The organism is Agromyces solani, assembly GCF_058349925.1.
Genome location: NZ_JBYRER010000002.1, coordinates 199,871 through 223,604, shown reverse-complemented (window position 1 = coordinate 223,604; position 23,734 = coordinate 199,871). Strand labels below are relative to the sequence as shown.

General features: G+C 71.6%; 25 protein-coding genes. 8 read left to right on the top strand and 17 right to left on the bottom strand.

All coding sequences use genetic code 11. The features are described 5' to 3' along the window. Positions 1-22: 22 nt before the first annotated feature. Positions 23-979: a helix-turn-helix transcriptional regulator gene (locus tag AC3RJ7_RS08805; protein WP_491455459.1), complete on the top strand. Its 957-nt coding sequence runs from the start codon at positions 23-25 to the stop codon at positions 977-979. Positions 980-1,043: 64 nt separating this feature from the next. Here the strand turns inward: AC3RJ7_RS08805 and AC3RJ7_RS08800 are convergent, their stop codons facing one another. From AC3RJ7_RS08800 to AC3RJ7_RS08780, 5 genes are all read right to left on the bottom strand, one after another. Beyond that, positions 1,044-1,772, bottom strand: a complete 729-nt coding sequence (locus AC3RJ7_RS08800; RefSeq protein ID WP_491455458.1) for an SGNH/GDSL hydrolase family protein — start codon at positions 1,770-1,772, stop codon at positions 1,044-1,046. 99 nt (positions 1,773-1,871) lie between these two features. Then, positions 1,872-2,519: a hypothetical protein gene (locus AC3RJ7_RS08795; protein ID WP_491455457.1), complete on the bottom strand. Its 648-nt coding sequence runs from the start codon at positions 2,517-2,519 to the stop codon at positions 1,872-1,874. Then, complete coding sequence (locus AC3RJ7_RS08790; RefSeq protein ID WP_491455456.1) at positions 2,516-2,968, bottom strand: hypothetical protein; 453 nt, start codon at positions 2,966-2,968, stop codon at positions 2,516-2,518. The genes AC3RJ7_RS08795 and AC3RJ7_RS08790 overlap by 4 nt, the downstream gene beginning before the upstream one ends. Positions 2,969-2,981: 13 nt before the next feature. Then, positions 2,982-4,571: a putative T7SS-secreted protein gene (locus AC3RJ7_RS08785; RefSeq protein ID WP_491455455.1), complete on the bottom strand. Its 1,590-nt coding sequence runs from the start codon at positions 4,569-4,571 to the stop codon at positions 2,982-2,984. Next, positions 4,571-4,840 (bottom strand): hypothetical protein, encoded by a 270-nt coding sequence (locus tag AC3RJ7_RS08780; RefSeq protein WP_491455454.1) that lies wholly within the window; start codon positions 4,838-4,840, stop codon positions 4,571-4,573. The genes AC3RJ7_RS08785 and AC3RJ7_RS08780 overlap by 1 nt, the downstream gene beginning before the upstream one ends. A gap of 212 nt (positions 4,841-5,052) precedes the next feature. Between AC3RJ7_RS08780 and AC3RJ7_RS08775 the strand changes: the two genes are divergently transcribed. The 5 genes from AC3RJ7_RS08775 to AC3RJ7_RS08755 all read left to right on the top strand — a co-directional run bounded on the left by AC3RJ7_RS08775 (position 5,053) and on the right by AC3RJ7_RS08755 (position 8,852). After that, a complete protein-coding gene (locus tag AC3RJ7_RS08775) occupies positions 5,053-5,697 on the top strand; it encodes a hypothetical protein (RefSeq protein WP_491455453.1) in 645 nt (214 codons plus the stop codon). Next, the gene (locus tag AC3RJ7_RS08770) at positions 5,694-6,467 is read left to right on the top strand and encodes a PspA/IM30 family protein (RefSeq protein ID WP_491455452.1); all 774 of its coding nucleotides are present in this window, start codon (positions 5,694-5,696) and stop codon (positions 6,465-6,467) included. Before AC3RJ7_RS08775 ends, AC3RJ7_RS08770 begins: the two co-directional genes overlap by 4 nt. Before the next feature lie 62 nt (positions 6,468-6,529). After that, positions 6,530-6,994, top strand: coding sequence for a hypothetical protein (locus AC3RJ7_RS08765; protein WP_491455451.1), 465 nt, complete (start codon positions 6,530-6,532; stop codon positions 6,992-6,994). 24 nt (positions 6,995-7,018) lie between these two features. Then, positions 7,019-7,441 carry an acyl-CoA thioesterase gene (locus AC3RJ7_RS08760; RefSeq protein WP_491455450.1) on the top strand — a complete coding sequence of 141 codons (423 nt, stop codon included), beginning with the start codon at positions 7,019-7,021 and terminating at the stop codon, positions 7,439-7,441. A gap of 55 nt (positions 7,442-7,496) precedes the next feature. Further along, positions 7,497-8,852, top strand: coding sequence for a low temperature requirement protein A (locus AC3RJ7_RS08755; RefSeq protein WP_491455449.1), 1,356 nt, complete (start codon positions 7,497-7,499; stop codon positions 8,850-8,852). Between the two features lie 36 nt (positions 8,853-8,888). On the opposite strand, the gene AC3RJ7_RS08750 is transcribed toward AC3RJ7_RS08755, so the two are convergent. From AC3RJ7_RS08750 to AC3RJ7_RS08720, 7 genes are all read right to left on the bottom strand, one after another. Next, the gene (locus tag AC3RJ7_RS08750) at positions 8,889-9,239 is read right to left on the bottom strand and encodes a metallopeptidase family protein (RefSeq protein WP_491455448.1); all 351 of its coding nucleotides are present in this window, start codon (positions 9,237-9,239) and stop codon (positions 8,889-8,891) included. Positions 9,240-9,372: 133 nt separating this feature from the next. After that, entirely contained in the window at positions 9,373-10,167 is a 795-nt protein-coding gene (locus AC3RJ7_RS08745) for an SDR family NAD(P)-dependent oxidoreductase (protein WP_491455447.1), read from the bottom strand. Positions 10,168-10,297: 130 nt separating this feature from the next. Continuing rightward, the gene (locus AC3RJ7_RS08740) at positions 10,298-11,203 is read right to left on the bottom strand and encodes a TerC family protein (RefSeq protein WP_491455446.1); all 906 of its coding nucleotides are present in this window, start codon (positions 11,201-11,203) and stop codon (positions 10,298-10,300) included. An 18-nt stretch (positions 11,204-11,221) separates the two neighbouring features. Next, the gene (locus AC3RJ7_RS08735) at positions 11,222-11,701 is read right to left on the bottom strand and encodes a nitroreductase/quinone reductase family protein (protein WP_491455445.1); all 480 of its coding nucleotides are present in this window, start codon (positions 11,699-11,701) and stop codon (positions 11,222-11,224) included. 146 nt (positions 11,702-11,847) lie between these two features. After that, positions 11,848-12,723, bottom strand: a complete 876-nt coding sequence (locus AC3RJ7_RS08730) for an RNA polymerase sigma-70 factor (protein ID WP_491455444.1) — start codon at positions 12,721-12,723, stop codon at positions 11,848-11,850. Further along, on the bottom strand, positions 12,720-13,331 hold the full coding sequence (locus tag AC3RJ7_RS08725; RefSeq protein WP_491455443.1) for a carboxymuconolactone decarboxylase family protein: 612 nt from the start codon (positions 13,329-13,331) through the stop codon (positions 12,720-12,722). Before AC3RJ7_RS08725 ends, AC3RJ7_RS08730 begins: the two co-directional genes overlap by 4 nt. Positions 13,332-13,663: 332 nt before the next feature. Then, positions 13,664-14,116: a nitroreductase family deazaflavin-dependent oxidoreductase gene (locus AC3RJ7_RS08720; protein WP_491455442.1), complete on the bottom strand. Its 453-nt coding sequence runs from the start codon at positions 14,114-14,116 to the stop codon at positions 13,664-13,666. 81 nt (positions 14,117-14,197) lie between these two features. On the opposite strand from AC3RJ7_RS08720, the gene AC3RJ7_RS08715 reads away from it, so the two are divergent. After that, a complete protein-coding gene (locus AC3RJ7_RS08715; RefSeq protein ID WP_491455441.1) occupies positions 14,198-15,061 on the top strand; it encodes a sigma-70 family RNA polymerase sigma factor in 864 nt (287 codons plus the stop codon). Positions 15,062-15,227: 166 nt separating this feature from the next. On the opposite strand, the gene AC3RJ7_RS08710 is transcribed toward AC3RJ7_RS08715, so the two are convergent. After that, a complete protein-coding gene (locus AC3RJ7_RS08710; protein ID WP_491455440.1) occupies positions 15,228-16,463 on the bottom strand; it encodes an ROK family transcriptional regulator in 1,236 nt (411 codons plus the stop codon). 331 nt (positions 16,464-16,794) lie between these two features. Here AC3RJ7_RS08710 and AC3RJ7_RS08705 point away from each other — a divergent pair, with 331 nt between their 5' ends. Continuing rightward, positions 16,795-19,155 (top strand): glycoside hydrolase family 84 protein, encoded by a 2,361-nt coding sequence (locus AC3RJ7_RS08705; protein ID WP_491455439.1) that lies wholly within the window; start codon positions 16,795-16,797, stop codon positions 19,153-19,155. Positions 19,156-19,399: 244 nt separating this feature from the next. Here the strand turns inward: AC3RJ7_RS08705 and AC3RJ7_RS08700 are convergent, their stop codons facing one another. The 4 genes from AC3RJ7_RS08700 to AC3RJ7_RS08685 are packed head-to-tail and all read right to left on the bottom strand — an operon-like array spanning position 19,400 to position 23,705. Beyond that, positions 19,400-20,299, bottom strand: a complete 900-nt coding sequence (locus AC3RJ7_RS08700; protein ID WP_491455438.1) for an aminoglycoside phosphotransferase family protein — start codon at positions 20,297-20,299, stop codon at positions 19,400-19,402. A 34-nt stretch (positions 20,300-20,333) separates the two neighbouring features. After that, positions 20,334-20,870 (bottom strand): dihydrofolate reductase family protein, encoded by a 537-nt coding sequence (locus AC3RJ7_RS08695; RefSeq protein ID WP_491455437.1) that lies wholly within the window; start codon positions 20,868-20,870, stop codon positions 20,334-20,336. Positions 20,871-20,901: 31 nt separating this feature from the next. After that, positions 20,902-21,615 (bottom strand): response regulator, encoded by a 714-nt coding sequence (locus tag AC3RJ7_RS08690; protein WP_491455436.1) that lies wholly within the window; start codon positions 21,613-21,615, stop codon positions 20,902-20,904. Further along, the gene (locus AC3RJ7_RS08685) at positions 21,612-23,705 is read right to left on the bottom strand and encodes a sensor histidine kinase (protein WP_491455435.1); all 2,094 of its coding nucleotides are present in this window, start codon (positions 23,703-23,705) and stop codon (positions 21,612-21,614) included. Before AC3RJ7_RS08685 ends, AC3RJ7_RS08690 begins: the two co-directional genes overlap by 4 nt. Positions 23,706-23,734: the final 29 nt, after the last annotated feature.

Sequence of the window (23,734 nt, the reverse complement as noted above, 5' to 3'; positions counted from 1 at the left end):
GCTTCCGCGAATCGAGGCATCCGTGAACCAGACCGCGACGCGCGTGCTGCAGGTGCTGGCGCTGCTGCGGCAGCGCCCCGAGTGGACGGCGACCGAACTCGCCGAGCGACTCGCGGTCTCGACCCGCACGATCCGCGCCGACATCGGGCGCCTTCGCGAGCTCGGCTACGTCGTCGACGCGACGAGCGGCCGGGCGGGCGGCTACCGCCTCGACCGCGCCACCGACCTGCCCCCGCTCATGCTCGACGACGACGAGGGCATCGCCGTCGCCATCGCCCTGCACCAGGTCACCACGAACGCAGTCGCCGGCATCGAGGCGAGCGCGGCGCGCGCTCTCGCCAAGCTCGAGCACGTCCTGCCGCACCAGCTCGCCGAACAGGTGAGCGCGATGGCCGCGGCGACCGCCCCGCAGACCCGCGACAGCGGGCCGAGCGTCGAGGCGCCGACCCTCGCCGCGATCGCCGGCGCGGTGCAGCGCTCCGAGTGGCTGCGGTTCGAGTACACGCCGTTCCAGGGCGACGCGTCGCTGCGCCGGGTCGAGCCGTACCGGCTCGTGAGCTGGGGCCGCCGCTGGTACCTCGTGGCGTTCGACCTCGAGCGCGATGATTGGCGCAGCTTCCGCGTCGACCGCATGTCGCTGCGGCCGCCGACCCGGCGGCGCTTCGCTCCGCGCGGCCTCCCGGCCGACGACGTCGCGGGCTACGTGCTGCGCGGCGTCGCCTCCGCAGGCTGGCGGTTCCGCGCCCGCGTCGTCGTGCACGCGCCGGCGAGCGTCGTCGCCGAGAAGATCGATCCCTCGGTCGGCCTGGTCGAGGCCATCGACGACGAGCGCTGCGTGCTCGTCACGGGCGCCGATCACCCCATGACCGTGGCCGTCTACCTCGCCCTGCTCGACGAGGACTTCACCGTCGACGGCCCGGCCGAGCTGACCGAGGCGATTCAGACGCTCGCCCGCAGGTACGCGACCGCGAGCGGGTGAACGCCCGCGCCGGCTCCGCGGCGGAGCACTCTGCGCACCGCCACACCGCCGACGATCACTCGCGTCAGTCCGCGAGCAGCTCCCCCGCGATCGCCTCGGCGAGCACGCGCGCGCCCTGCTCCGTCGGGTGCAGCCCGTCGTACGACATCCCGTCGGCGAAGCGGCCGTCGACGGTGCGCAGGCCGGCCGACGCGTCGACGAACCGCCAGCCCCGGTCGTCGGCGAGGGCTTCGAGCTGCTCGTTGTACTCCACGACCGCCGCGGGAAACGGGTCGGCAGGCGGAATCGACGCGACGACGACATCGCCGATGCCGACCGTCGACACGATGCGGTCGAGATTCGCGGCCGACTCGGAGAACGGCACGCCGAACGCGACATCGTTCGTGCCCGCGAGCACGACGAGCACGTCGGCCTCGACCGGAGTGACCGACTCGGCCATGAGCGAGGTCGGAGCGCCCCACTCCGCCCAGCCGCCGGCGAACTCGACGCCCGCATCGACCACGTACCCGGCCCACGACTCGCTGCCGAGGTCGCCGCTCGGCAGGTCGGTGCTGTTCGCATCGGTGATCGAGTCGCCGACGACGGCGAACGTCGACGGCACCGACGTCGGGCCGGGCGGGGTGGATGTCTCGGCGGGACTCGCTCGACCAGTCGGCGCCGGGCTCGGGGTCGGGGACGGGCTCGGGCTCGACGAGCACGCGGCGAGAACGACGCACGCGAGCACCGAGGCGACGGCGACGGCGAGCGCCGGCGGAACGAGCCGTCGCCTCGCACGACCTGCCGAAGCGCCCATGCTGCGAGTCTACGAACCGCGTTGGCGACGACGGGGTGAAGATCGGGTGACTGACGGAGTGGTCTCGATACGCGCTTCGCGCTACTCGACCGACCGGGGCTACTCGACCGACGGGGCGAGTTCGAAGCGGGCGGCGAGCGCGATCGAGTCGAAGAAGCTGAGCACGGCGTTGCGGATCTCGCCGAGCGGGGTCGCGAAGCTCGCGAGCACCACCTGCTTCGACCCCGGGACCGCGAACCAGTAGTCGACCTCGAGGCGCACGGCCGTGACGGAGACCCCGTCCTCCTCGACCAGCTCCTCGTACTCCCGGTCGGTGCGCAACAGGCTCGCGCGCGGCCCGTCGAGCCGCCGAGCGGTGTCGCCCCCGGCGGCGGCCGACGACGCCAGCCCCTTCGCCAGCACGCCCAGCACGGCGTCGGCCGACGTGCCGACGGCCGGCGTCATCCGCAGGCGCTCGGGTGCGTGCACCGTGAGGGAGGCCGGCAGCGCGACGCCCGGCGCCGCCTCGAGGCACAGGAACAGCCCGTGCGCCTCGGCCTTGCGCGCCGCGGCGATCGTGCGGTCGAAGCTCTCGCGGAGCCGCCGACGGGCGATCGCCGCGTCATCCGCGACGCCGACCAAGTCGCGCACCGCCGCGTCGACCTGCTCGCTGGCCCGCCGCTCGTCGCGCGGATCGACGGTCAGCCAGCGCCCGGGCAGCTGGAACGTCAACCTCGGCGGGGCGAGGTCACCGGTCTCGTCGCTCACTCGCCGTTCGCGATCTCGCGCATCTGGGCGGGCGAGAGCCGCAGCGAGTACGGCCCGCTGTCGGGCACGCCGAGCGCCTCGGCGACCTCGGGCGTGACGGTCAGCTCGTACGACTCGGCGTCGAAGTCGCTCTCGTAGTCGCTGCGCTGACCGGGGATGAAGTAGAGGCTCACCTCGTGACGCGCCGCCTCGTCGGCGACGAAGACGGGCGCCACGGCCCGGACCGCGTCGACGATGCCGTCGTCGGTCGGGTCCTCGACGTAGAGCGTCACGACGAGCTGCGTGTTCCACGGGGCACCGGAGTGCGTGACCCCGGCCGTCGCGTCGTTGACCCCGTCGACCGCCGACAGCTCGGACTCGAGACCGGAGAGGTCGGGATCGGCCGCGGCGCAGCCGGCGAGTGCGGCCGAACCGAGCGCCAGCACGGCGACCAACGTCGTGATGCGCAACCGCCCGCTCCCCTTACGACCCACGCGTGTACTGCGCAACGTATACCTCCTCATGGCTGCCATCGCCTTCGTCGGCGAAGAAGATCTCGTCGCCCGGCCGGGGCTCGGGCAGATAATACTCGGCCGCGTCGCCGTACATGGTGGCGTCGTGCATCGGCCATGAGAGCGGCCGGTACTCCTGCCAATCGGAGTCGAACTCCGCGAGCCGGTCGATCGGGTCGAGCCCGGCGAACTCGAGCGTGTGCACGGGGTCGATGCCGTTCTTCATCTGCGTGACGCGAACGCCGTCGGGCATGTCGCTGTAGTGCTTGTCGATCGCCGAGCCCGCGACGAAGACCGACTCCACCCGGTCGGCCACGCGCGGGTCGGTCGCCATCTCGCCGGCCATCATGCCGCCGAGCGACCAGCCGGTGAACATGATCGGCGCGTCGTTCTTGAAGACGCCGGCGTCGGTCATCGCCTGCCAGACGGCCTCTTCGTACTGGGTCTGCATCTCGGGGTAGAGCGAGAGCATCAGGTCGGTGCGGAGGTCGTTCATCGCCCCATCGGTGTTGAACGGCGACCAGACCTGCGTGCTCGGGGTCTGGACCCTCCACGACAGGATGTTGCCGTACTCGTCTTTCACGGCGACCACGCGGATCTCGCTGAAGTCGCCCTTGCCGTGCTCGTCCTGCCGGGCGAGCTGCTGCATGAGGCCCTCGTAGTCACGGGCCTCCGCGTCGTCGCGCGTCGTCTCGGTCTTGCTCCGCAGCAACTTCGGCTTGCCGGCCTGCTCCGCGATCGGCAGCGCGATGATCGCCGCGGCGAGCGCGAGACCGAGCACGAGCAGGCCGAGCGGCCCGAACGCGGTGAACACGATCCCGATCAGGGCGGCGGCGATGACGATCATGAGCAGCACGACGAGCTCGGAGACGAGCTCGCTGATCGCCTGCACGAGCCAGTCGACGACCGGCTTCAAGACGTCCCAGAGCCACTCCCCGACCGCGGAGAGCACATCGCCCACGCCGCCCCAGAACTGGTCCCAGTTGTCGCCGAACGAGTCGGCGCCGTGCTCGATCGCGGTCTCTATCTCGCGGATCGCCCGGTCCGCGGCATCCCAGATCTGATCGCGCGCCGCGCGCAGCACGGCACGCGCGTCCTCGACCTGCCGGTGGGATGCCGCGAGGTCGTCGTTCGCGTTCCACAGGTCGTCGCGGAGCTCATCGGTCGAGCGCCCTTCGGCCTCCGCCTGGGTGATCTTGTTGTTCAGGTCGCCGAGGTCGCCCTGCAGGCTGTAGATGCGGTCCTGGTGGAAGTCGGCGTCTTCGACGGCCGCGCGCGCCCGCTCCTGCACCGGTGCGAGCTCGACCGCGAAGGTCGTCAGCGCCGACGCGGTGCCGCTGTAGCGGCGGTACGCCCGCTGCAGCCCCTTCGCCGCCTCCTCGGCGCTGTCGCCCACCTGGTCGGTCGACTTGCCGACCTGGTCGTCGACGAGGTCGCGCAACGCCTCGGCGGCACGCTCGATGGCCTCCGCCGTCGACTGCAGGCGGCGGGCGCGGCCCTCGAGCTGCGCCGGTCGTCCCGCGAAGACGTCCTCGAATTCGACCGCGAGTCCAGAGCTCATCAGCCTTCCATCTCCTCGTCGAGCTCGGTGAAGGTCTCGATGATCGCATCCAGCCAGTCGCGAACGGTCTCGAGCTGCTCCTCGAGCTTGCCCCGGTTGTGGTCCCAGTTGCCGGCGAAGTCGCGCACCCGGTCGGCCAGCCGGTCCTCACCGGTCAGATCGGCGAGGTCGTCGCCGACGCGATCGGCTGAGCTGAACGTCTGCAGCGCCCCGCCGACCCGCGTGCGGGCGACGCGAAGCGCGGACAGGTCGAGGTCGACATCGGCCATCGTCACTCCGTTCTGCTCCTGCCCCGCTCGTGCGAGGGCGGGCACATGAGCATCCCACCATCGCGCGACCCCGGGCGCGATGGGCAGCACTCCCCATGATCGCCGCCTCCGAATTCGCGGTGAGCGCTAGGCCATCGGCGAGCCCGAGCGTAGATTGCGTTATATCGCGTTTGCGATGCGGCGGAGATGCCGCGTCGGAGGGGGTGTGAGCCGTGGAAGTCCTGCTCGGCATTTTCGTCGCGTTCCTGATCATGGTCATCGTCTCGATCACGACGGTCGTGCTCATCGTGCGCGCGGTCTACCGGCGCATCCGCCGCAGTCGAGCGGTCGCCGACACCGCCCTGCGCGCCCGCGCCGGCTTCAGCCGCGGCCCTCGCCGAAAGGTGCTCGCGCTGCGGGTGCGGCTCGGCGAGACCCTCGACAGCGGGCAGGCCGCGATCGACCTCGCCGCCGGGAGCGGCGCCGCGCACGGCGAGCTGCCGCGACTCTTCCGACGAATCAAGACGGAGGGCGAGTCGCTCGACCTGCAGCTGCGCCTGCTCGAGAGCGAGACCGACCAGGCCGTCCTCGCCGACGAGCTGCCGTCGGCCGGCCGCCGCGTCGAACAGGTCGCGGGGCTCGTGCGCCGACTGCGATCGGCGGTCGCGTCGGGGCTCGCGGGCTCGACCGACGACACGCTCACCGCGCTGCACTCCGACGTGGAGCGCGAGGTCGCCGCCCTCGCCGCCGGCGTCGAGGAGCTGCAACGGCTCAACCGCCGCGAGGAGCACAGCGCGCCGACCCGGCCGCCGACTCGAGCCCACAGCCCCGTTCGCCGACCACGACCGACGTTCGACCTGAAGGAGACCCGACCATGAGCGACAACACCTCGCGCGTCCGAACCATCTTCCGCAGCAAGACGAAGAAGGCCCTCGACAAGATCGAGGATCCGCGCGAAACGCTCGATGACAGTTACGAGCAGCAGGTGAAACTGCTCCAGCAGGTTCGGCAGGCGGTCGCCGACGTCGCGACCGCGAAGAAGCGCATCGACCTGCAGGGGCAGGAGATGGGCACCCGCTACCAGCGTCTCGGCGAACAGGCCCGCGAGGCGATGGCGCAGGGTCGCGAAGACCTCGCCCGTGCCGCCCTCGAGCGCCGCGCCCTGCTCGAGACGCAGGTCGCGAAGCTGCAGGACCAGTACGCCTCGATGCAGCAGCAGACGGCGCAGTTGCAGCAGCGCGAGCGCCAGCTCTCCGAGCAGGTCGCCGCGTTCCGCATCGAGAAGGAGACGATCAAGGCGACCTACACCGCCTCCGAGGCGCAGGTGAAGGCGAACGAGGCCGTCGCGGGCATCGGGTCGAGCATCACCGACGTCGGCGCGAGCCTCGACCGCGCGCGCGACCGGGTCGCGCAGATGCAGGCCCGCGCCGCCGCGACCGACGAGCTGCTCGCGAGCGGCGCCCTCAAGGACCTGACCGCGTCGCCCGACGCCGACATCGAGCGTCAGCTCGCGACGATGTCGGCGCAGGCCGAGATCGACCGCCAGCTGGCGGCGATGAAGGACGCCTCGGGCGGCGGCAGCACGACGCAGCGAGGCGACGGACCCGACGGGTGGTTGGGCATCGGGCAGGCGCCGAGCACGGAATGAGGTAGCGGAGGGGCGCATCCACCTGCCACGATGCCGGTAACCCGATTCGAGGGAGAGACCGGATGTCCGAGACGCTCGACCGACCGCCCACCGGCACGCTCTCGACCGTGCCGGGCGCGACGATCATCCGCCGCATCCGGGGCATGCTCCTCTCGGCGATGGGCACGGCGCTCGCGTACAGCCTCGTCGGCAACGCGAACAAGGGCGCCTGCTTCGACCCAGTGACCGCGACGGCCGCCCAGCCGGCGTGCGTGAACCTCACGCTGAGTCCGAGCCCGATCGTGTTCATCGCGATCGGGCTGGCGGTCGTCGTCGCGATCAGCCTCGTGCTGCGGCCGGGTCGGTCCGAGGCATCCGCCCTGCGCCTCATCGACCGCACGGTCGTCGTCATCATCGCGGCCACGCTCGCGTGGGCGGTGCTAACCATGGTGTCATTCTCCGCGATCCCCATGGAGCCTCCGGGCCTCGACGGGACGTTCACGATCCCCTTCACGCTCGGCGTCGTCGACGTCGAATTCACCCCGTAGGACTTCGACGCGGAGGGGGCCGCCATGGCGAGGGCGCCGATCGTCTACGAGACCACGCACCGGGTCGCGTTCTCCGAGCTCGACCCGTTCCAGCACCTCAGCACGGGCAACTACGCGAGGTACTTCACCGACCACCGCATGGAGGGGCTCGCCAGATACGCCGGCTGGGACCTCCCGACGCTCGGCACGCTGGGCTTCATGACCTGGGTGCGACGCCTGGAGATCGACTTCCTCCGCCCGGTCGACGGCGACCAGTCGGTCTCGATCACCTCGTTCGTGCGCGAGTTCCGCGGGCACGACGCGATCATCGAGTGCACGATGACGGATGCCTCGGGCGCGACGGCCGCGACCTGCCTCATGATCGTGGCGTACGTCGACGCGAGCACGCGGCGAGGCGCCGACTGGCCCGACGACCTGCAGGCGCTGTTCTTCGAACCCGCCGGCTGACCGCGAGGCCCTGTTCGCTCTCGACGCGGGGCGTGCACCGGCGCATCATGTCCCCATGACGACGCCGACCCTCACCGCGCAGCTCAGGCTCGACCTCAGGCATCGCCTGCGACCCATGACGGGCCGTAACCCCGACGAACCGCATCGCGCCGTCACCCCGCTCGAGCTGCTCTACGACCTCACGTACGTGATCGCCTTCGCCGCCGCGGCCGACGAGCTCGCGCACGCGCTCTTCGTCGGCGAGGTCGGGCCCGGCATCGGCGCCTACCTCTTCGCCGTGTTCGGGGTGTCGTGGGCGTGGCTCAACTTCACGTGGTTCTCGTCGGCCTACGACAACGACGACGCACTCGTGCGCGCGGCCGTCGTCGCGCAGATGGTCGGGGTCGTCATCTTCATCTTCGGGCTGCCCGTCAGCTTCGAGGATGCCGCGCACGGGGCGAGCCCCAACAACATGCTGCTCGTTGCCGGCTACATCGTCATGCGCGTGCCGCTCATCGCCCTCTGGCTGCGGGCGGCGCGCGAGGATCCGGCGCATCGCCGCACGTCGATCGCCTACGCGGTCGTGATCGCGGTCGCGCAGGTCGGCTGGCTGCTCACGACCATCCCCGGCATCCCGACCGGTGCGACGATCGTCGCGATCGCCGTCATCGCGACCGCCGAGCTCATCGCGCCCTTCGTCATCGAGCGCCGCTACGGTCGGGCCCCCTGGAACGCCGGCCACATCGCCGAACGATTCGGCCTGCTCACGCTCATCACGATCGGCGAGGTCATCGCCGGCACGGTCGCAGCGGTCGGCGCCCTGGTCGCCGAGCAGGGATGGTCGGTCGCGGCGGTCGCGATCGTCGCCGCGGGGCTCGTCATCGCCGCCGGGCTCTGGTGGGCGTACTACCTGATCCCCTCGCGCACGATCCTCGAGCGCTGGCCCGAACGCACGTGGGGCTGGCGGTACGTGCACCTGCCCCTGTTCGGCGCGATCGCCGCCGTCGGCGCGGGGCTCCACGTCGCCGCGCTCGGCGTCGAGCATCAGGAGCTCAGCCTGCTGCAGATCACGCTCGCGCTCGCGGTGCCGGTCGCGTGCGTGGTCGTGCTGGTGTTCCTCATCTGGAGCGTGCTCATGCACTCGATGGACTTCACGCACGTGCCGCTGTTCATCGGCAACCTCGTGCCGCTCGTCGCCGCGGTCGTCATCGCCGCCGCCGTCGACGCTGGCGCGCCGATCGACCTCGAGCCGGGCGGCGACCTCACCGCCCTCGTCACCGTGATCGGGCTCGTGTCGCTCTCGTGCCTCATCGAGGTCGTCGGCCATGAACTCGTCGGCTACTCGCATACGCTGCAGGCGGCGAAGCGGCACCTGCTCGAGCCCGAGATCGATGCACGCCATGCCGCGAAGGACACCGCCGCGACATCCTGATCGTTCACCGCCTCGCCCGCTCCGCGCGGCGAGATGCTACGCCCAGCCGAGCTCGCGGAGCCGGGCGTCGTCGAGCCCGAAGTAGTGGCCGATCTCGTGCACGAGCGTGATGCGCACCCTGGTGCGGAGCGCGTCGAGGTCGTCGCTGCGCGCCTGCATGTTGTTCTTGAAGAGCGTGATGCGGTCGGGCAGCTCGCCGTAGCCGTAGACGCCGCGCGTCTTCAGCGGGCGCCCGCTGTACAGGCCGTAGAGCCGCGGCCACTCCCCCGGTGGTTGGTTCGCGATGAGGACCGCGACGTTCTCGAGCCCGCGCACCATGTCGTCGGGCAGCGCGTCGTACACCTCGGAGACCATCTGCTCGAAGTCGTCGTCGGAGATCTCGACCATGCGGCAATTCTGCTCGCCTCCCGGCAGGCGTCGGCCGGCGCTCGCTCTCAGCGGAATCGAGTGGAGTCGCCGGCCGGGAGCCCGCACCGCCCGAGCGGCCACTCGCCCCCGCGCCCGCTTGCCCGCTCCGCTCCTAGTCGACGAGCGCTCCCGCCGAGAGGTTCGCGATCGCACCCGTCATCGACGCGGCGCGGTCGGAGGCGACGAACGCGAGGTACTCGGCGAGCTCGTCGAGCACCGGCAGGCGGCCGAGCAGGGTCGTGCGCGCGAGGCCGGCGACCCAGTCGTCCATGGGGATGCCTCCGGCCGCCGCGATGCGTCCGAACATGTCGGCCGTGTACGAGGTCTCGAGCGCATCCGACATGGCGTGCGGGCGTACGCAGACGACGCGCACCCCCTCGGGGCCGAGCTCGCCGGCGAGCGCCCGCGAGAAGCCCTCGAGCCCGGCGGACTGGGCCGTGTTGCCGATGAGGCCGCGACCGGTGAGCCGTGCTCCCGGCGTCGAGATCGTCAGGATGACGCCACTGCGCTGCGCGATCATGTGCCGTGAGACCGCCTTCGCGGTCACGAAGTTCGTCTGCAGGTAGCCGACCACCGGGTGCAGGTAGTCGTCGAGCGACGTCTCGGCGATCGGCAGCCCCTGCACGTGGTCGAAGCCGACCGCGTTGAGCGCGACGTCGATGCGGCCTTCGGCCGCGGCCACCTCGTCGACGTGGCGGTCGACGGCGGCCTGATCCATCGCGTCGACGACGGCGATCGCGACCTCCGCCCCCTCCGCCCGGGCCGCGGATGCGGCGGCCTCGAGCCGCGGCAGGCTCCGGCCGGTGAGATGAAGCCGGGCGCCCTCGCGGGCGAACACCCGCGCGGCAGCTCCCCCGATCGACCCGCCACCGCCGTGGATCACGGCCACCTTGTTCTCGAGCAGCATGACGTTCTCCCAACCTCGTCGAATTATGCAACTCAATGGTTGCACTATTTCGAGAGATAGTGCAACTGAAAGATTGCACTATGGTGAGGCGGGATGGGCCGACGCGCCCCGCAGGGGCGCCCGAGGCCGCTCAACCGAGCCCGGCGCGCTCCTCCGAGGCATCCCGCTCGCCCTCGACCGGACGGCCCGACAGGCCGACCGACCCCGCACCGGGCTCGCCCTTCGACAGCGCCGCGGCGACCGCGACCGACTCGTCGACGTCGGGGTACTGCGGGCGCAGCTGCACCGGCTGGCGACGACGCTGCTCGCGCTTCGCCTTGCGCGACGCCGCGAGCAGGTTGAGCGCCTCGACGAGGATCGCGAACGCCATCGGCGCGTAGATGAGCGCCTTGTCGATGTGCACGCCGAAGCCCTCGGCGATGAGGAACACGCCGATCAGCAGCAGGAACGACAGGGCGAGCATCTTCACCGTGGGGTGGCGGTTCACGAACGTGAAGATGAAGCGCGCCGCGAACAGCATGATGCCGAACGACAGCACCACGACCGTGACGATGACGAGGAGGTTCTCGGTCATTCCGACCGCCGTGATCACCGAGTCGAGCGAGAACACGATGTCGAGCGCGAGGATCTGGGCGAGCACCGACCCGAACGTGATGCGACGCGGCGCCGCACCGTGCTCCTCCTCGGCGCCCTCGAGCTTGTGGTGGATCTCGGTGACCGCCTTGTAGACGAGGAAGAGACCACCCGCGATCAGGATGAAGTCCTTGATCGAGAAGCCCATGCCGAACCAGACGACGACGTCCTCTTTGAGCGTGATGATCCAGCCGGCGAAGAACACGAGGATGACGCGGATCACCATCGCGAGCGTCAGGCCGAGGTTGCGGGCCTTCGCCTGCTGCTCCTTCGGCAGCTTCGACGCGAGGATCGAGATGAAGATGACGTTGTCGACGCCGAGCACCACCTCGAGCACGAACAGCGTGAGGAAGACGGCGACCAGATCGGGCGTGAGGGCGAAGGAGAAGTCCACGACGCCCATCGTAGGGAGCCGTGCGCGTCAGACGCCGCCATCCGTGCGCGCGGTGCGGCGCGGCGTCAGCTTGATCACCGGGATCTCGCGGTCGGTGATGCGCTCGTACCTCGAGAAGCCACGCGCCGTCGCCGTGATCTGGCCCCATGCCGCGGCGCGCTCCGCGCCGTGCAGCTGCTCGGCGGTGACGTCGATGCGCTTGCCGGCGAACTCGATGCGCACCCGGTCGGGATGCGCCGCGATGTTGTAGTACCAGGCGGGGTTCTTCGCCGCGCCGTTCGCCGACGCCACGATGTACCGCTCGCCGCCGGTCGCGGGGAACCAGCGCACGGGCGTCACCCGCTCACGGCCCGTCTTCCGACCGATCGTGACGAGCGCGAGCTTCGTGCCGCGCCGGTCGCCCTTGCGGCGGATGCGCTCGGCGAAGCGCAGGTTCGCCCACCGCTCGAGCCGGGTGCCGGCGGGGCTGCGTGCACCTCGGGTGCCGTTCGGCGTGTCGAAGGACATGGGGGTTCGCCTCCTTCCGGTGGCGAATGGATGCTTCCCCTCAATGATCGCGCAGATCGGGTGGTCTCGATACGCGCTTCGCGCTACTCGACCGACCGAGGCCACCGTGGTCTCGATATGCGCTTCGCGCTACGCGACCGGCCGGGTCACCGCGACAGTTCGGCCTCCTCGTCGAGGTGGCCGAGCTTGTAGGGGTTCGCGATCGAGAAGATGCGCGTGATGCGGCCGTCCTCGATCTCGAAGCTGATCGAACCCGCGAGCGCGCCGTCGATCTCGCCGCGGATCGCCGGATGCCCGTTGACCCACGTCGGCCGCGCCTCGAAGGGCAGGCCGAGCTTCGCGAGTCCGCCGAGCAGGTAGCGGGCGATCTTGTCGGCGCCCACGATCGGCCGCGGAGCGGCGCCGCGCACGAATCCGCCGCCGTCGGCGACCGACACCACGTCGGGCGCGAGCACGTCCATGAGGCCCTGCAGGTCGCCCGAGTTGATCGCCGCGACGAACCGGGCGACGACCGCCTCCTGCTCGGCCCGGTCGACCGCGACCCGGGGCCGCCGGGCGGCGACGTGCTCCTTCGCCCGGTGCGAGATCTGGCGCACCGCGGCGGGCGTCTTGCCGACCGCGTCGGCGATCTCGTCGTACGACACGTCGAACACCTCGCGCAGCACGAACACGGCGCGCTCGGTCGGTCCGAGCGTCTCGAGCACCGTCAGCATCGCGATCGACACGCTCTCGGCGAGCTCGACGTCGTCGGCCACGTCGGGGCTCGTGAGCAGCGGCTCGGGCAGCCACTCGCCCACGTACGACTCGCGCCGGCGCGCCAACGTGCGCAGCTGGTTCAGCGCCTGCCGCGTGACGATGCGCACGAGATACGCGCGCTCGTCGCGCACCTGGCTGCGGTCGACGTCGCTCCACCGCAGCCAGGCCTCCTGGAGCACGTCCTCCGCGTCGGCCGCCGACCCGAGCATCTCGTAGGCGACGGTGAAGAGCAGGCTGCGGTGGGTGACGAACGGGTCGTCGGTCATGATGCCGAGCCTACGACCTCGGCCGCGGCATCCACGGTCGTCTTCGTCGCGAGCGGCGGCAGCTCGCACGCATCGGCGTAGCCCTCGGAGTGGATGCCGAGCGCGACGTTCATGCGCGAGCTCATGTTCATGAAGGCGACCTTGGCCGTGAGCTCGATGAGCGCGGCCGGCCCGAGCGCGTCGAGCAGGGCCTTCGAGAGTTCGTCGGTCACGGCGGGCGGGGTCTGGCTCATCGCCTCGGCGTACTCCATGACGTCGCGCTCGAGGGGCGTGAAGACGGATGCCTCGCGCCAGACCGGCACCTGACGGGCCTTCACCTCGTCGAGGCCCTCGTTGTGCGACTTGTAGTAGTTGAAGTCGAGGCACCAGCTGCAGCCGATGTAGGCCGCGGTCGCCATCACCGCGTAGCTCGCGAGGTTCGCGTCGAGCTCGTCGAGCGCCTCGATCTTGCGGCCGATGCCCATCGACGCGCGCATGAGCGCCGGGTGGTGGGCGAGCACGCCCATCGAATCGGGCACGCGGCCGATCATGCGCTTGGCCGCGACCTTCACGACCGTGCCGAAGACGCCCGTGAGCTCGGTCGGCGGGATGCGGGTCTGCGTGGTCATCGTGTCCTCCTGGGGTCTCGACGGCCGGAGGGTCGGTCTCCGGATCATTCCGTCGACATGAAGACACCGGTCGGTGCGAGCGTGTGACAGGTTCGCCGAGAATTTTCCGGATTCGCGTCGTCGTGGGGCGCGCGACGGGCAGGTCGGCGACGGGTTCTCGTTCGAGCAATGTGAGTTCCGCCTCATTGATGAGGCGGAACTGGCACAGGGTTCGGCGGACACTGCGCGGGGTCTCGATACGCGTCGTCGCTGCGCGCCGGCGCTACTCGACCGGCGGAAGGGGTTGGCGCTGCGCGCCTACTCGACCGGCGGAAGGGGTTGGCGCTGCGCGCCTACTCGACCGGCCCGGACGGCGGCGGGGTCGCCCGATCGAGCACGATCGCGGCGGGGAACCGCTTGACCACCGCCCGGAACGGCGCCTTCGCGAGCCGCTCGGCCTCGGCGCCGTCGACGATGCGCGGGCGCATGACATCGACGTCGCGCGCCCTCCAGCGAAGCGAGGCGCGGCCCGCGGCGACGACGTTGCGCGCCCAGTTCGTTCGCGCACCCCACGGCAGGCCGATCATCACGATCGCGGGGTCCGTGGTCGGCACGACCGCGATCGGCGTCTCGTAGGCGGTGCCGCTCCTGCGGCCCCGGTGGCGGATCACGGCCCAGAGCGGCATCCACCTGCGGCCGGCGAGCGCACGCGCCAGGGGTTCGGTCGCGTGCACCAGCCGCATCGGCGGGCGCCGGCCCGAGGCATCCGCGCCGTTCGGTCGTGAGGCGGAACTCGTCTCGTTCATGCAAGGGAGACGATCGAGCGGCCGCGAACGTGACATCGGCCCTTGCCGTCACACTCGGTGCGGGTGGATCGTCGTACTGTCATGACCGAGTTCGCCGACCTCTGGAACGAGCATCGACGCGTCGTGCGCGACGTCGCCTACCGGGTGCTCGGCTCCGTCGCCGACGCCGAGGACGTCACGCAGGAGACGTACGTGCGACTGCTCGCCCGCGGCGACGAACCGCTCGACGACCCGCGCGCATGGCTCGTCACCGTCGCGTCGCGACTCTCGATCGACCGGCTGCGGGCGCACGAGCACGCGCGGCGCGCGTACGTCGGCCCGTGGCTGCCCGAGCCCATCGTCACCGACGCGCGCACCCTGCCCGAAGACCGCGTGACGCTCGACGACTCGGTGCGGATGGCGCTGCTCGTCGTGCTCGAGCAGCTGACGCCCGCCGAGCGCACGGCGTTCCTGCTGCACGACGTGTTCGACCTCGGCTTCGACCAGGTGGCCGACGTGCTCGGGGTCAGCCCGGCGAGCGCCCGGCAGTCGGCCTCGCGGGCACGCCGGCGCATCGCCGCGCACGGGGAGGCCCGGTTCTCGGTCGACGCCGACGTCGCCCGCCGGCTCTCCGAGCGCTTCGCCCGCGCCGCCGCCGACGGCGACCTCGACGGCCTCATCTCGGCGCTCGCCGTCGACGCCCGCGGTCACTTCGACTCGAACGGCTTCTACCCGGATGCCTCGACCGAGGTGGTCGTCGGGGCGGAGTCGGTCGCGCGCCAGCTGCTGCGGGGCGTCGGCGGGAAGGGGCTCGATTTCGAGACGGCGGAGGTCAACGCCGGCCCCGGCATCGTCGTGCGCCGTCGCGGTCGCGTGGTCTCGGTGCTCGCGCTCGAGTTCGACGGCGATCGGATCACGGCCATCCACGGCGTCGGCAACCCGCAGAAGCTCGGGCACCTGCAGTAGGGCTGGGCGCACGTCGACGCGAGACGGGTCGGCGCTTGAACAGGACTATCCGGCAGACACTCCCGTATACGGAGGTGCGTGTCGGATAGTCCTGTTCTAGCGCCCGAGCGGACCCGAGCGGAGCCCGGGCGGACCCGAGCGCGCCGCCCGGCGCACCTCGAGCGCGCTACTCCACCGGCGCGAGGTCGACGACCGGGGCGGGCGCCCGCTCGGTGAGCGGCAGCGCGTCGCCGAGGATGGGCGCGAGCGCCGAGCGCGCCGGGCCGAGGTACCGGCCGAGCTCGGGGCGGCCGTAGCGGATCGGCACGGCCGCGGTGCCCTTCGCCGGGTACATCTCGAACTCGTCGCGCACCGTGCCGAGGAAGTGCGGGCCGAGGGCGGGGGCGGCACCGGCGATGACGACCTCCTGCGGGTCGAGCAGCGCCGACATGATGCGCAGGGCGCGCGAGAGCGCGCGGGCGCCGAACGCCATGCGCTCGCGCGACTCCGCGGTCGAGGCGAGCAGGCTGGTGTCGTGGTCGTCGAGCTCGTCGGTGTAGGCGTCGCCGAGCATCGCGCTCATCGAGGCCGCCGACTCGAGGCATCCCGACAGGCCGCAGCGGCACGTCGCGCGCGCGCCCTCGAAGACGACCCGCACGTGACCGATCTCGCCCGCTCGGCCGGTCGCGCCGGCCATGAGCGTGCCGCCGTTCGTGACGGCAGCGCCGACGCCCTCGCCGAGGTGCACGACGAGACGGATCGCACCGTCGCCGGCGTCGGCCGCCTCGGTGAGCGCCTCGGCGTCGACATCGTTGACGACCGAGGTCGGCACGCCGATCGCCTCCTCGAGGATGCCGGCGATCGGCACGCCCGACCAGCCGAGCTGCACGCTGTCGACGACCACGCCGCCCGCCGTGACGCCGGGCACCTGGACGCACGCGGCGAGCACCCGCGACGCGGCGTCGTGGGCGAGCGCGAGCGACCGCACCGCGTCGACGACCGCCGAGACCTCGATCTCGCCGGTCAGTTCGACGCGGCTGCTCGCGACGGTGCGACCGGCGAGGTCGACGAGCGCGGCGTCGATCGCACGGGTGCGCACGACCGCGACGGCAACGAGGTGCGTCGTCGTGTCGACCTCGAGTCGGGTCGCGCGCTTGCCGCCCGTGCTCTCGGCCGGGCCGGTCTCGGTGACGAGGCCGAACTCGATGAGCTCGGAGACGAGCGACGACGCCGTCGCCGAGGTGAGGCCCGTGCGGCGGGCGATGACGGCGCGCGTCACCGGCGCGGGCTCGCGGGCGATCAGGCTGAGCGCCCGCAGCAGGTTCTCGCGGCGGATCACGGTCTGCGCGTCGAGCCCGCCCGTGCTCGCGAATCGACGCAGGAGGTCGGACTTGCGCGGCGGTTCGGCGATGCTCACGGTCATGGTCTCCTCGGTCGGGCGAACGGATGTCGCGTGCGGCACCCGGCGGGGCGATCGCGGGCGGCGCGGCCGGGCACGAGTTCATCTTGCCCCTTGACGCCTCCGCAGCGAATCGCCTAGGTTCGAACCAACTTAGTTTACTAAGTCAACAAAGTGGGCCTGATGCGCGGGATTCCCTTCCCGCCGCGCGAGTCCCGCGGTCGGGGATTGGCCGCGGGACTCGGGCTCCGTCTGCGCGCTCCCTACCGCGGCTCCCGTCGTGCTGCGCGCCGACGGCCGGCGGCATGCGCCGCGGCATCCGGGTCTTGACACCGTCGTCGAGAAATTGGAGGCAATGATGCAATCGATTCGCAAGACGTTGGCCACGGCGGGAGTCTGCGCCGTCGCCCTGGCCGGGGTGCTCGTGCCGCTCCCGGCCGCCGCGGCCCCATCGGCCGGCGAACTGCCGGCGGTGAGCCCGACGCCCCAGGAGATCGACCGCACGGGCGCCGACCTGAACGTGCCCGATCGCGTCGAGGTCGTCGTCGACGCCGGCACCGACGCGGCGGCGCTCGCGGCGCTGCGCGACACCCTGACCGCCCACGGCGTCGACCGCATCGACGAGCGCGCGACGCGCTCGGGCACCGCCCCTCTCACGATCGAGCTCGGTGCGGCATCGCGCGGAGACATCCAGATGGCGCTCGGTGACACCGAGGTGCCCGACCACGCCGAGGGCTACGCGCTCCGCGCCGACGCCACGAGCGGGCCGCTCGGCACCGTCGCCCTCGGCGGCGTCGACGCGGCGGGCCAGTTCTACGCCGTCAAGACGCTCGAGCAGTTGTTCGTGCCGAAGGACGACGGCGGCTACCGCATCGCCGGCGCCTCGGTGAGCGACTTCCCGTCGATGCCGCTGCGCGGCACGATCGAGGGCTTCTACGGCAACCCGTGGACCCATGAGGAGCGCCTCGACCAGCTCGAGTTCTACGGCGACGTCAAGGCGAACACGTACATCTACGCCCCGAAGGACGACCCGTACCACCGCGACAAGTGGCGCGACCCGTACCCCGCCGACAAGCTCGACGAGCTCGGCGACCTCGTGCAGACGGCGACCGGCAACCACGTGCGGTTCACGTTCGCCCTCTCCCCCGGCAACACCGTCTGCTACTCGAGCGAGGCCGACTACCAGGCGCTCACGGGCAAGCTGCAGCAGATGTACGACCTCGGCGTGCGGGCCTTCAACATCCCGCTCGACGACATCGACTACGGCCGCTGGCACTGCGACGGCGACCGCGCGAAGTTCGGCGCGCCGAGCGGCCGCACGGCGGGCGTGGCGCAGGCCTGGTTCCTCGATCGGGTGCAGAAGGAGTTCATCGAGACCCACGAGGGCGCGCACCCCCTGCAGATGGTGCCGACCGAGTACTACAACACGACCGACTCGGGCTACAAGACGGCGCTGCGCGGCATGGACGAGGACGTCGTCGTGATGTGGACCGGCGAGGGCGTCGTGCCGCAGGAGGTCACGGTCGCCCAGGCGCAGAAGGCCGCGACCGTGTTCGGCGGGCCGACCTTCCTCTGGGACAACTACCCGGTCAACGACTACGGCCAGACCTCGGGCCGCCTGCTGCTCGCGCCGTACGACAAGCGCGAGGCGGGCCTCGGCGAGTACCTGTCGGGCATCGTCTCGAACCCGATGAACCAGGCGGCGGCGAGCAAGATCGCGATCTTCGGCGTCGCCGACTTCACCTGGAACGACGAGGCGTACGACGCGGGGCACAACTGGTCGCAGGCGCTGCGGTTCATCGCGAACGGGGATGCCTCGACGGCCGCTGCGCTGCGCGTCTTCGCCGACCTCAACCACCTCGCCCCGAGCTTCGGGGCGCCGTGGCAGCCGCAGTCGCCCGAGCTCAACGCCCGCATCGCGGCGTTCTGGGAGAGCTGGGAGGAGGGCGACAGGGCCGGTGCCGTCGCCGACCTGCGCGAGTACGCGGTCGCGATCGCCGACGCGCCCGACGCGATCCGCAGCGGGCCGACCGATCCGGCGTTCCTGTCGGACGCGAGCCCGTGGCTCGACGCGACGACGCTGTGGGGCGACGCGACGGTGCAGCTGCTCGACGCCGTTCAGGCGCGCATCGACGGCGACGAGACGGCGTCGGCCGAGCTCGCCGCTTCGGCGAAGTCGACGGCCGCGCAGGCCGCAGCGGTCGTCGTCGACCCGGCCGACAACACGTGGGGCAAGGCCAAGGTGCGCATCGCCGACGGCGTCCTCGACGTGTTCCACGGCCGCATGGGCTTCACCCTCGCGATGTGGGAGGCCGGTGACGTCGTGAACGTCGCGCCGAAGGGCACGGCGACCGCATCGAGCGTCGAGGTGCCGCAGTTCGCAGCCGCGAACGTCAACGACGACAAGCCGTCGACGCGCTGGGCCTCGGGCTACAGCGACGACTCGTGGGTGCAGGTGAAGCTCGCCGAGCCCACGGTCGTGCGCGGCATCACCGTCAACTGGGAGGCGGCCTGCGCGAATGCGTACGCGCTGCAGACCTCGAACGACGGCGTGACGTGGACGACTGTCCGCACGGTCGACGACTCGACCTGCGGGCTCGACCTCTTCACGTTCGACGAGGCCGACCCGGTGCAGTACGTGCGCATGCAGGGCATCGACCGCAAGACCACGTGGGGCTACTCGATCTGGGAGCTCGGCATCTACGCGGCGAAGTGACGCGTCGGTCGGTGGGGTAGGCGCGCAGCGCCGTATCGAGACCACCGACGCCGCAGACCCGGTGCCCTCCCGCTCACGCGAGCGGGAGGGCACCTCGCTGCAGCTGTTCGCCGCTCCCGTGAGCCTTCGCGCTGCCCGGGATGCCGCGGCGGGCGCGGGTTCGGACAGCAGGTTCCGCGTCGGAGCTCTGCCAGTTCCGCCTCACGATGAGGCGGAACTTGCACTGCTCTTCCGACAACCTCAGTCAGGCGCTCGTGAGCACCGCGCGCAGCCGCGCCCGGCACTCCACCACGAACTCGGGAAACGTCTCCCAGTAGTACGGGATGCCCGAGACCGCGACGCCGATCGCCCACGCGCGAGCCCGCAGCCACGTCGCCTCGTCGAGCTGCGCGGCCGCGAAGTACGCGTCGCGCGCCGCGCGCGGCAGGTCCCACACGGGTGCGTGCTCGGCGTCGGGGGCGCCGATCGAGAGCGCGCCGAAGTCGATCACGGCGCGCAGCCGACCGTCGCGCACGAGCAGGTTGCCGGGCCGCAGATCGCCGTGCAGCCACACCGGCCCGGCCGTCGAGTCGGGCATCGCCAGGGCCTCGCACCACCACCGCTCGAGGGTGTCGACATCGAACTCGTCGCCGACGAGCGGCCGGCAGTCGTCGAAGTAGCCGCCGATCCACCCGTCGGCGTCGCGCAGGCTGCCGCCGCGGTACCAGCTGAGGTCACCGTCACGGGTCGCACCCATGAGGTCGATCGCGTGCAGTTCGCCGACGAACCCTGCGAGGTCGGCGCCGAAGGCCGACCAGTCCGAGACGTTCTCCCCGTCGGGCACTGCCCCGTCGATCCATCGCACGACCGCCCACTCGGCCGGGTATTCAGGGGTCGGCGAACCCGCGAACTCGGGCTTCGGCACGCCGAGCGTCAGCCGCGGCGCGAGCCGCGGCACCCACTCGCGCTCCTTGCGCAGCGACCCCGCCGTTCCCGTGGTGCGAGGCATCCGAACCAGCAGTTCGTCGCCGAGCCGGAACATGCGGTTGTCGGTGCCGCCGCCCGCCTCGACGATCGGCAGGTCGGCCCACTCGGGGCGGTCGCGGCGCAGCAGCGCGGCGACGAGCGCCTCGTCGATGTGCAGTTCGTCGTCGTGCAGGGGCATCCGCCCATTCTGCCGCTCGGCGCGCGCCGCCCGGTCAGTCGAGCGGGGCGTACTTCGCGGCGATGATGCCCGACTCGTACACCTGCGTCGAGAGCAGGCGCAGTCCGACGGGGCGCGGCGAGCGCAACCGGTCTTCGGCTTTGCCGACGATGAACGGGTGGATGCCCGCGTGCACCTCGTCGACGAGCCCGGCGTCGACGAGCGCGGCTGCGACCCCGCCGTACCCGTGCGAGATGATCGAGTCGTACCGGCCGAGGAGCCCGCGCACGTACTCGACCAGGTCGCCCTCGATGAGGGTGCAGTTCCAGTCGAGCGGACCGGTGAGCGTCGTCGAGGCGACGAACTTCGGCAGCGCGTTGTAGTGCGCCGCGAAGCCGCGTTCATCGGACTGCGCCGGCCAGTACTCGCGGAAGAACTCGTAGCTCTTGCGGCCCAGCAGCACGGCGTCGGCACCGAACACGAGTTCATCGCTCGCCCGCTGGAGCCCGGGATCGTTCTCGTCGAACCAGTACTCCATCTGGTCGAACGCCCCGTCGAGCGTCATTTCGAAGGAGATCGTCACGTTGCCCATGCGCCCAGCCTGCCCCGCACGCCGCCCGATGTCACGGACGGGTGGCACTCCGATCGTCGCCGAGCGCGCCGTCGTCGTTCTTCAGGAACGCGAGCACCGCCGCCACCCGCCGGTGCACGCCCGACTCGGGCAGCCGCAGCTTCGTGAAGATGGCGTTCACATGCTTCTCGACCGTCGAGGTCGACAGGTAGAGCGACTGCTCGATGCCGGCGTTCGTCTTCCCGGCCGCCATCTCGCGGAGCACGTCGAGCTCACGGGCGGAGAGCCGCGCGAGCGGGCTCGACGACCCGGCGGCGCTGCGACGACGCACGAGGGTGTCGACGATCTGCGGATCGATCACCGAACCGCCCGCGCACACCTCCCGCAGGGCGTGCACGAGGTCCTCGAGATCGCCGATGCGGTCCTTCAGCAGGTAGCCGAGTCCGGCCGAACCGTCGGCGAACAGGGCGAGCGCATAGCTCTCGTCGGCATGCTGCGAGAGCACGACGACCCCGGTCTCCGCCGACGAGGCCCGGATGGCGTGCGCCGCCTCGATGCCCTCCATGTGGTGGCCCGGCGGCATGCGGATGTCGGTCAGCACGGCGTCCGGCGCGAACCGGCGCACGGCGTCGAGCAGCTCGGTGCCGGTGCCGACCGAGGCGACCACCTCGACCTCGCCCGAGTCCTCGAGCAGGCGCCGCACGCCCTCCCGCACGAGGTAGTTGTCCTCCGCGATCACGACGCGCAGCACACCGGGCTCGGTCATCCGCGGCCTCCCCCGGCCGCCCGCGGCTCCCCGGCCGGCATCCCGTCGATCGGCAGGTCGACGAGCACGGTCGTGCCCGCCGGCTCGCGCGACGAGACCCGCATCGTGCCGCGCAGCGCGGCCACCCGATCGCGGATGTTCGCGAGTCCGCCGTGCGACGCCGCAGCGGGCTCGGCCGACGGCCCGATGCCCCGCCCGTCGTCGCTGATCTCGATCCGCAGGTGTCCGTTCGACCGCGCGAGCGCGACGGTCGCATGCCGGGCGTCGGCGTGCTTGGCGGTGTTCGCGAGCGCCTCGCGCACGACGTAGTAGGCGGTGGTCTCCAGGTCGTCGGCGTACCGCTCGCTGCGCACGGCGGCGTCGGCCTCGACCGAGAGCGGGATCGGGTACCGCGCGACGCCCGACTCGACGGCGGCGACGAGCCCGTTGTCGCTCAGCACCGGCGGGTGGATGCCTTGGGCGAGTTCCCGCAGGTCGGTGAGCGTCTCGCGGGCCTGGTCCTGCAGCTCGGTGAGCTCGGCGGGGCGGAGCTCGCCCCGCTCGAGCCGGTTGCGCGCGAGACGGAGGCCCGCGATCTGCGCCACCACGTTCTGCTGGATGCCGTCGTGCAGGTCGCGTTCGAGGCGTCGGCGCTCGTCGTCCTGCGCGGCGACGAGGCGCGCCCGCGACGCCGTCAGCTCGTCGAGCTGCGCCGCGAGCTGCGCGGTGAGCCGCACGTTCGCCACAGCCGCCGCGGCCTGGCCCGCGACGGTGCGCAGCAGTGCCCGCTCGGCGTCGTTGTAGTCGCCGTGGTGCCGCGGCCCGACCTCGATGCTGCCGAGCGTCTCGTCGCCGCGCAGGAGTTCGGCGGCGAGCGCCGGCGAGGCGGCTCCCCCGTCCTCGCCGGCGACGCCGAGCGGTTCGGCCGCGAGCTCGCCGTCGGCCGCTGCGAGCCGGATGCGCACCCACGAGGCGTCCAAGCCGTCGCGCACCGCCTCGGCGAGTCGGTTGAGCAGTTCGCGCGGCTCGCCCGCCTCCTCGAGGCTCACGCCCAGTTCGCTGAGCAGCTCGAGCTGCCGCTCGCGGTCGCCGAAGAGGCGGCGGTGGATCCAGCGCTGCATCCACGTGCGCACCGGCAGCAGCGCGATCGCGACGAGCGCGGTGACGAGCACCGCGGGCACGACGCGCAGCCGGCCGGACAACAGAATCGCCGGGGTCGCGACCGCGATGCCGTAGAACACGGTGATGAGCAGGTTCGATGAGCGCGCCACAGCCCGGCCGCGATCGCCCGGGGCGACGTCGAAGGCGCCGTAGCGGAAGATGCCGTGCACGGCGACGATCGGGATCGCGATGAGCGTCGCGTACACGATCACCTCGCCCACGCCCGGCCACGGCATCACCGGCCACACGATGAACGCCGCCACCGACGCGGCGATGGTGATCGCCATCACCCTCGTGCGAGCACGCACCTCGGGCGCCCCGAACAGCGCCCGGGAGCCGAGCACCACGAGGGCCAGCGCGACCGCCGGCCACGACTGCAGGAACACGGCGTAGGCGAACGGCGCCGCCCACTCGAGCCACGGCACGGCGTACGGGTTCGGGATGCCGTCGCCCGAGACGCCGATGTAGGGCGACATGACGAGGTGCGGCGAAGTGATCAGGGTGAGCGGCCCGACGAGCATCGGCGTCCAGAGGAACGCGACCATGATGCGCTGCCACCGCCGCTCGGGCACGCCGTCGGGGAAGGTCGCGAAGACGATGAGGAACGCGGATGTCGCCGCGGCGTCGGCCGTGAGGCCGATCATGTTGAAGAGCGGGAACCACGGCTCCACGATGATCTGGATGTTGCGCTGCACGAACGTCTCGTACGCCGACCCGACGAGGATGGCCGTGGCCGCGAGCGCGATGAGCACCGCCATGCGCGACCTCGAGACGGTGAGCAGCCACAGGCCGAGCACGAAGAGCGGCACCGCTCCGAGGATGGGCCACGCCAGGCCGTGGTCGGCGCCGGCCTCGACGAAACCGCGCTGCACGACGATGTAGACGAGCGCGGCGACCCCGATCGGGCCGAGCGTCGCGAGGCACACCCACCTGCGGTCCACGGTTCCCATCGTCCTCCTCTCGGCTCGGCTTCGGGAGG

Bases quoted from the DNA above. Each gene is read 5' to 3' on its own strand.
- AC3RJ7_RS08800 (WP_491455458.1), bottom strand. From the start codon at position 1,772: ATGGGCGCTTCGGCAGGTCGTGCGAGGCGACGGCTCGTTCCGCCGGCG.
- AC3RJ7_RS08785 (WP_491455455.1), bottom strand. From the start codon at position 4,571: ATGAGCTCTGGACTCGCGGTCGAATTCGAGGACGTCTTCGCGGGACGA.
- AC3RJ7_RS08780 (WP_491455454.1), bottom strand. From the start codon at position 4,840: ATGGCCGATGTCGACCTCGACCTGTCCGCGCTTCGCGTCGCCCGCACG.
- AC3RJ7_RS08770 (WP_491455452.1), top strand. From the start codon at position 5,694: ATGAGCGACAACACCTCGCGCGTCCGAACCATCTTCCGCAGCAAGACG.
- AC3RJ7_RS08765 (WP_491455451.1), top strand. From the start codon at position 6,530: ATGTCCGAGACGCTCGACCGACCGCCCACCGGCACGCTCTCGACCGTG.
- AC3RJ7_RS08760 (WP_491455450.1), top strand. From the start codon at position 7,019: ATGGCGAGGGCGCCGATCGTCTACGAGACCACGCACCGGGTCGCGTTC.
- AC3RJ7_RS08755 (WP_491455449.1), top strand. From the start codon at position 7,497: ATGACGACGCCGACCCTCACCGCGCAGCTCAGGCTCGACCTCAGGCAT.
- AC3RJ7_RS08750 (WP_491455448.1), bottom strand. From the start codon at position 9,239: ATGGTCGAGATCTCCGACGACGACTTCGAGCAGATGGTCTCCGAGGTG.
- AC3RJ7_RS08745 (WP_491455447.1), bottom strand. From the start codon at position 10,167: ATGCTGCTCGAGAACAAGGTGGCCGTGATCCACGGCGGTGGCGGGTCG.
- AC3RJ7_RS08740 (WP_491455446.1), bottom strand. From the start codon at position 11,203: ATGGGCGTCGTGGACTTCTCCTTCGCCCTCACGCCCGATCTGGTCGCC.
- AC3RJ7_RS08735 (WP_491455445.1), bottom strand. From the start codon at position 11,701: ATGTCCTTCGACACGCCGAACGGCACCCGAGGTGCACGCAGCCCCGCC.
- AC3RJ7_RS08730 (WP_491455444.1), bottom strand. From the start codon at position 12,723: ATGACCGACGACCCGTTCGTCACCCACCGCAGCCTGCTCTTCACCGTC.
- AC3RJ7_RS08725 (WP_491455443.1), bottom strand. From the start codon at position 13,331: ATGACCACGCAGACCCGCATCCCGCCGACCGAGCTCACGGGCGTCTTC.
- AC3RJ7_RS08720 (WP_491455442.1), bottom strand. From the start codon at position 14,116: ATGAACGAGACGAGTTCCGCCTCACGACCGAACGGCGCGGATGCCTCG.
- AC3RJ7_RS08715 (WP_491455441.1), top strand. From the start codon at position 14,198: ATGACCGAGTTCGCCGACCTCTGGAACGAGCATCGACGCGTCGTGCGC.
- AC3RJ7_RS08710 (WP_491455440.1), bottom strand. From the start codon at position 16,463: ATGACCGTGAGCATCGCCGAACCGCCGCGCAAGTCCGACCTCCTGCGT.
- AC3RJ7_RS08705 (WP_491455439.1), top strand. From the start codon at position 16,795: ATGATGCAATCGATTCGCAAGACGTTGGCCACGGCGGGAGTCTGCGCC.
- AC3RJ7_RS08700 (WP_491455438.1), bottom strand. From the start codon at position 20,299: ATGCCCCTGCACGACGACGAACTGCACATCGACGAGGCGCTCGTCGCC.
- AC3RJ7_RS08695 (WP_491455437.1), bottom strand. From the start codon at position 20,870: ATGGGCAACGTGACGATCTCCTTCGAAATGACGCTCGACGGGGCGTTC.
- AC3RJ7_RS08690 (WP_491455436.1), bottom strand. From the start codon at position 21,615: ATGACCGAGCCCGGTGTGCTGCGCGTCGTGATCGCGGAGGACAACTAC.
- AC3RJ7_RS08685 (WP_491455435.1), bottom strand. From the start codon at position 23,705: ATGGGAACCGTGGACCGCAGGTGGGTGTGCCTCGCGACGCTCGGCCCG.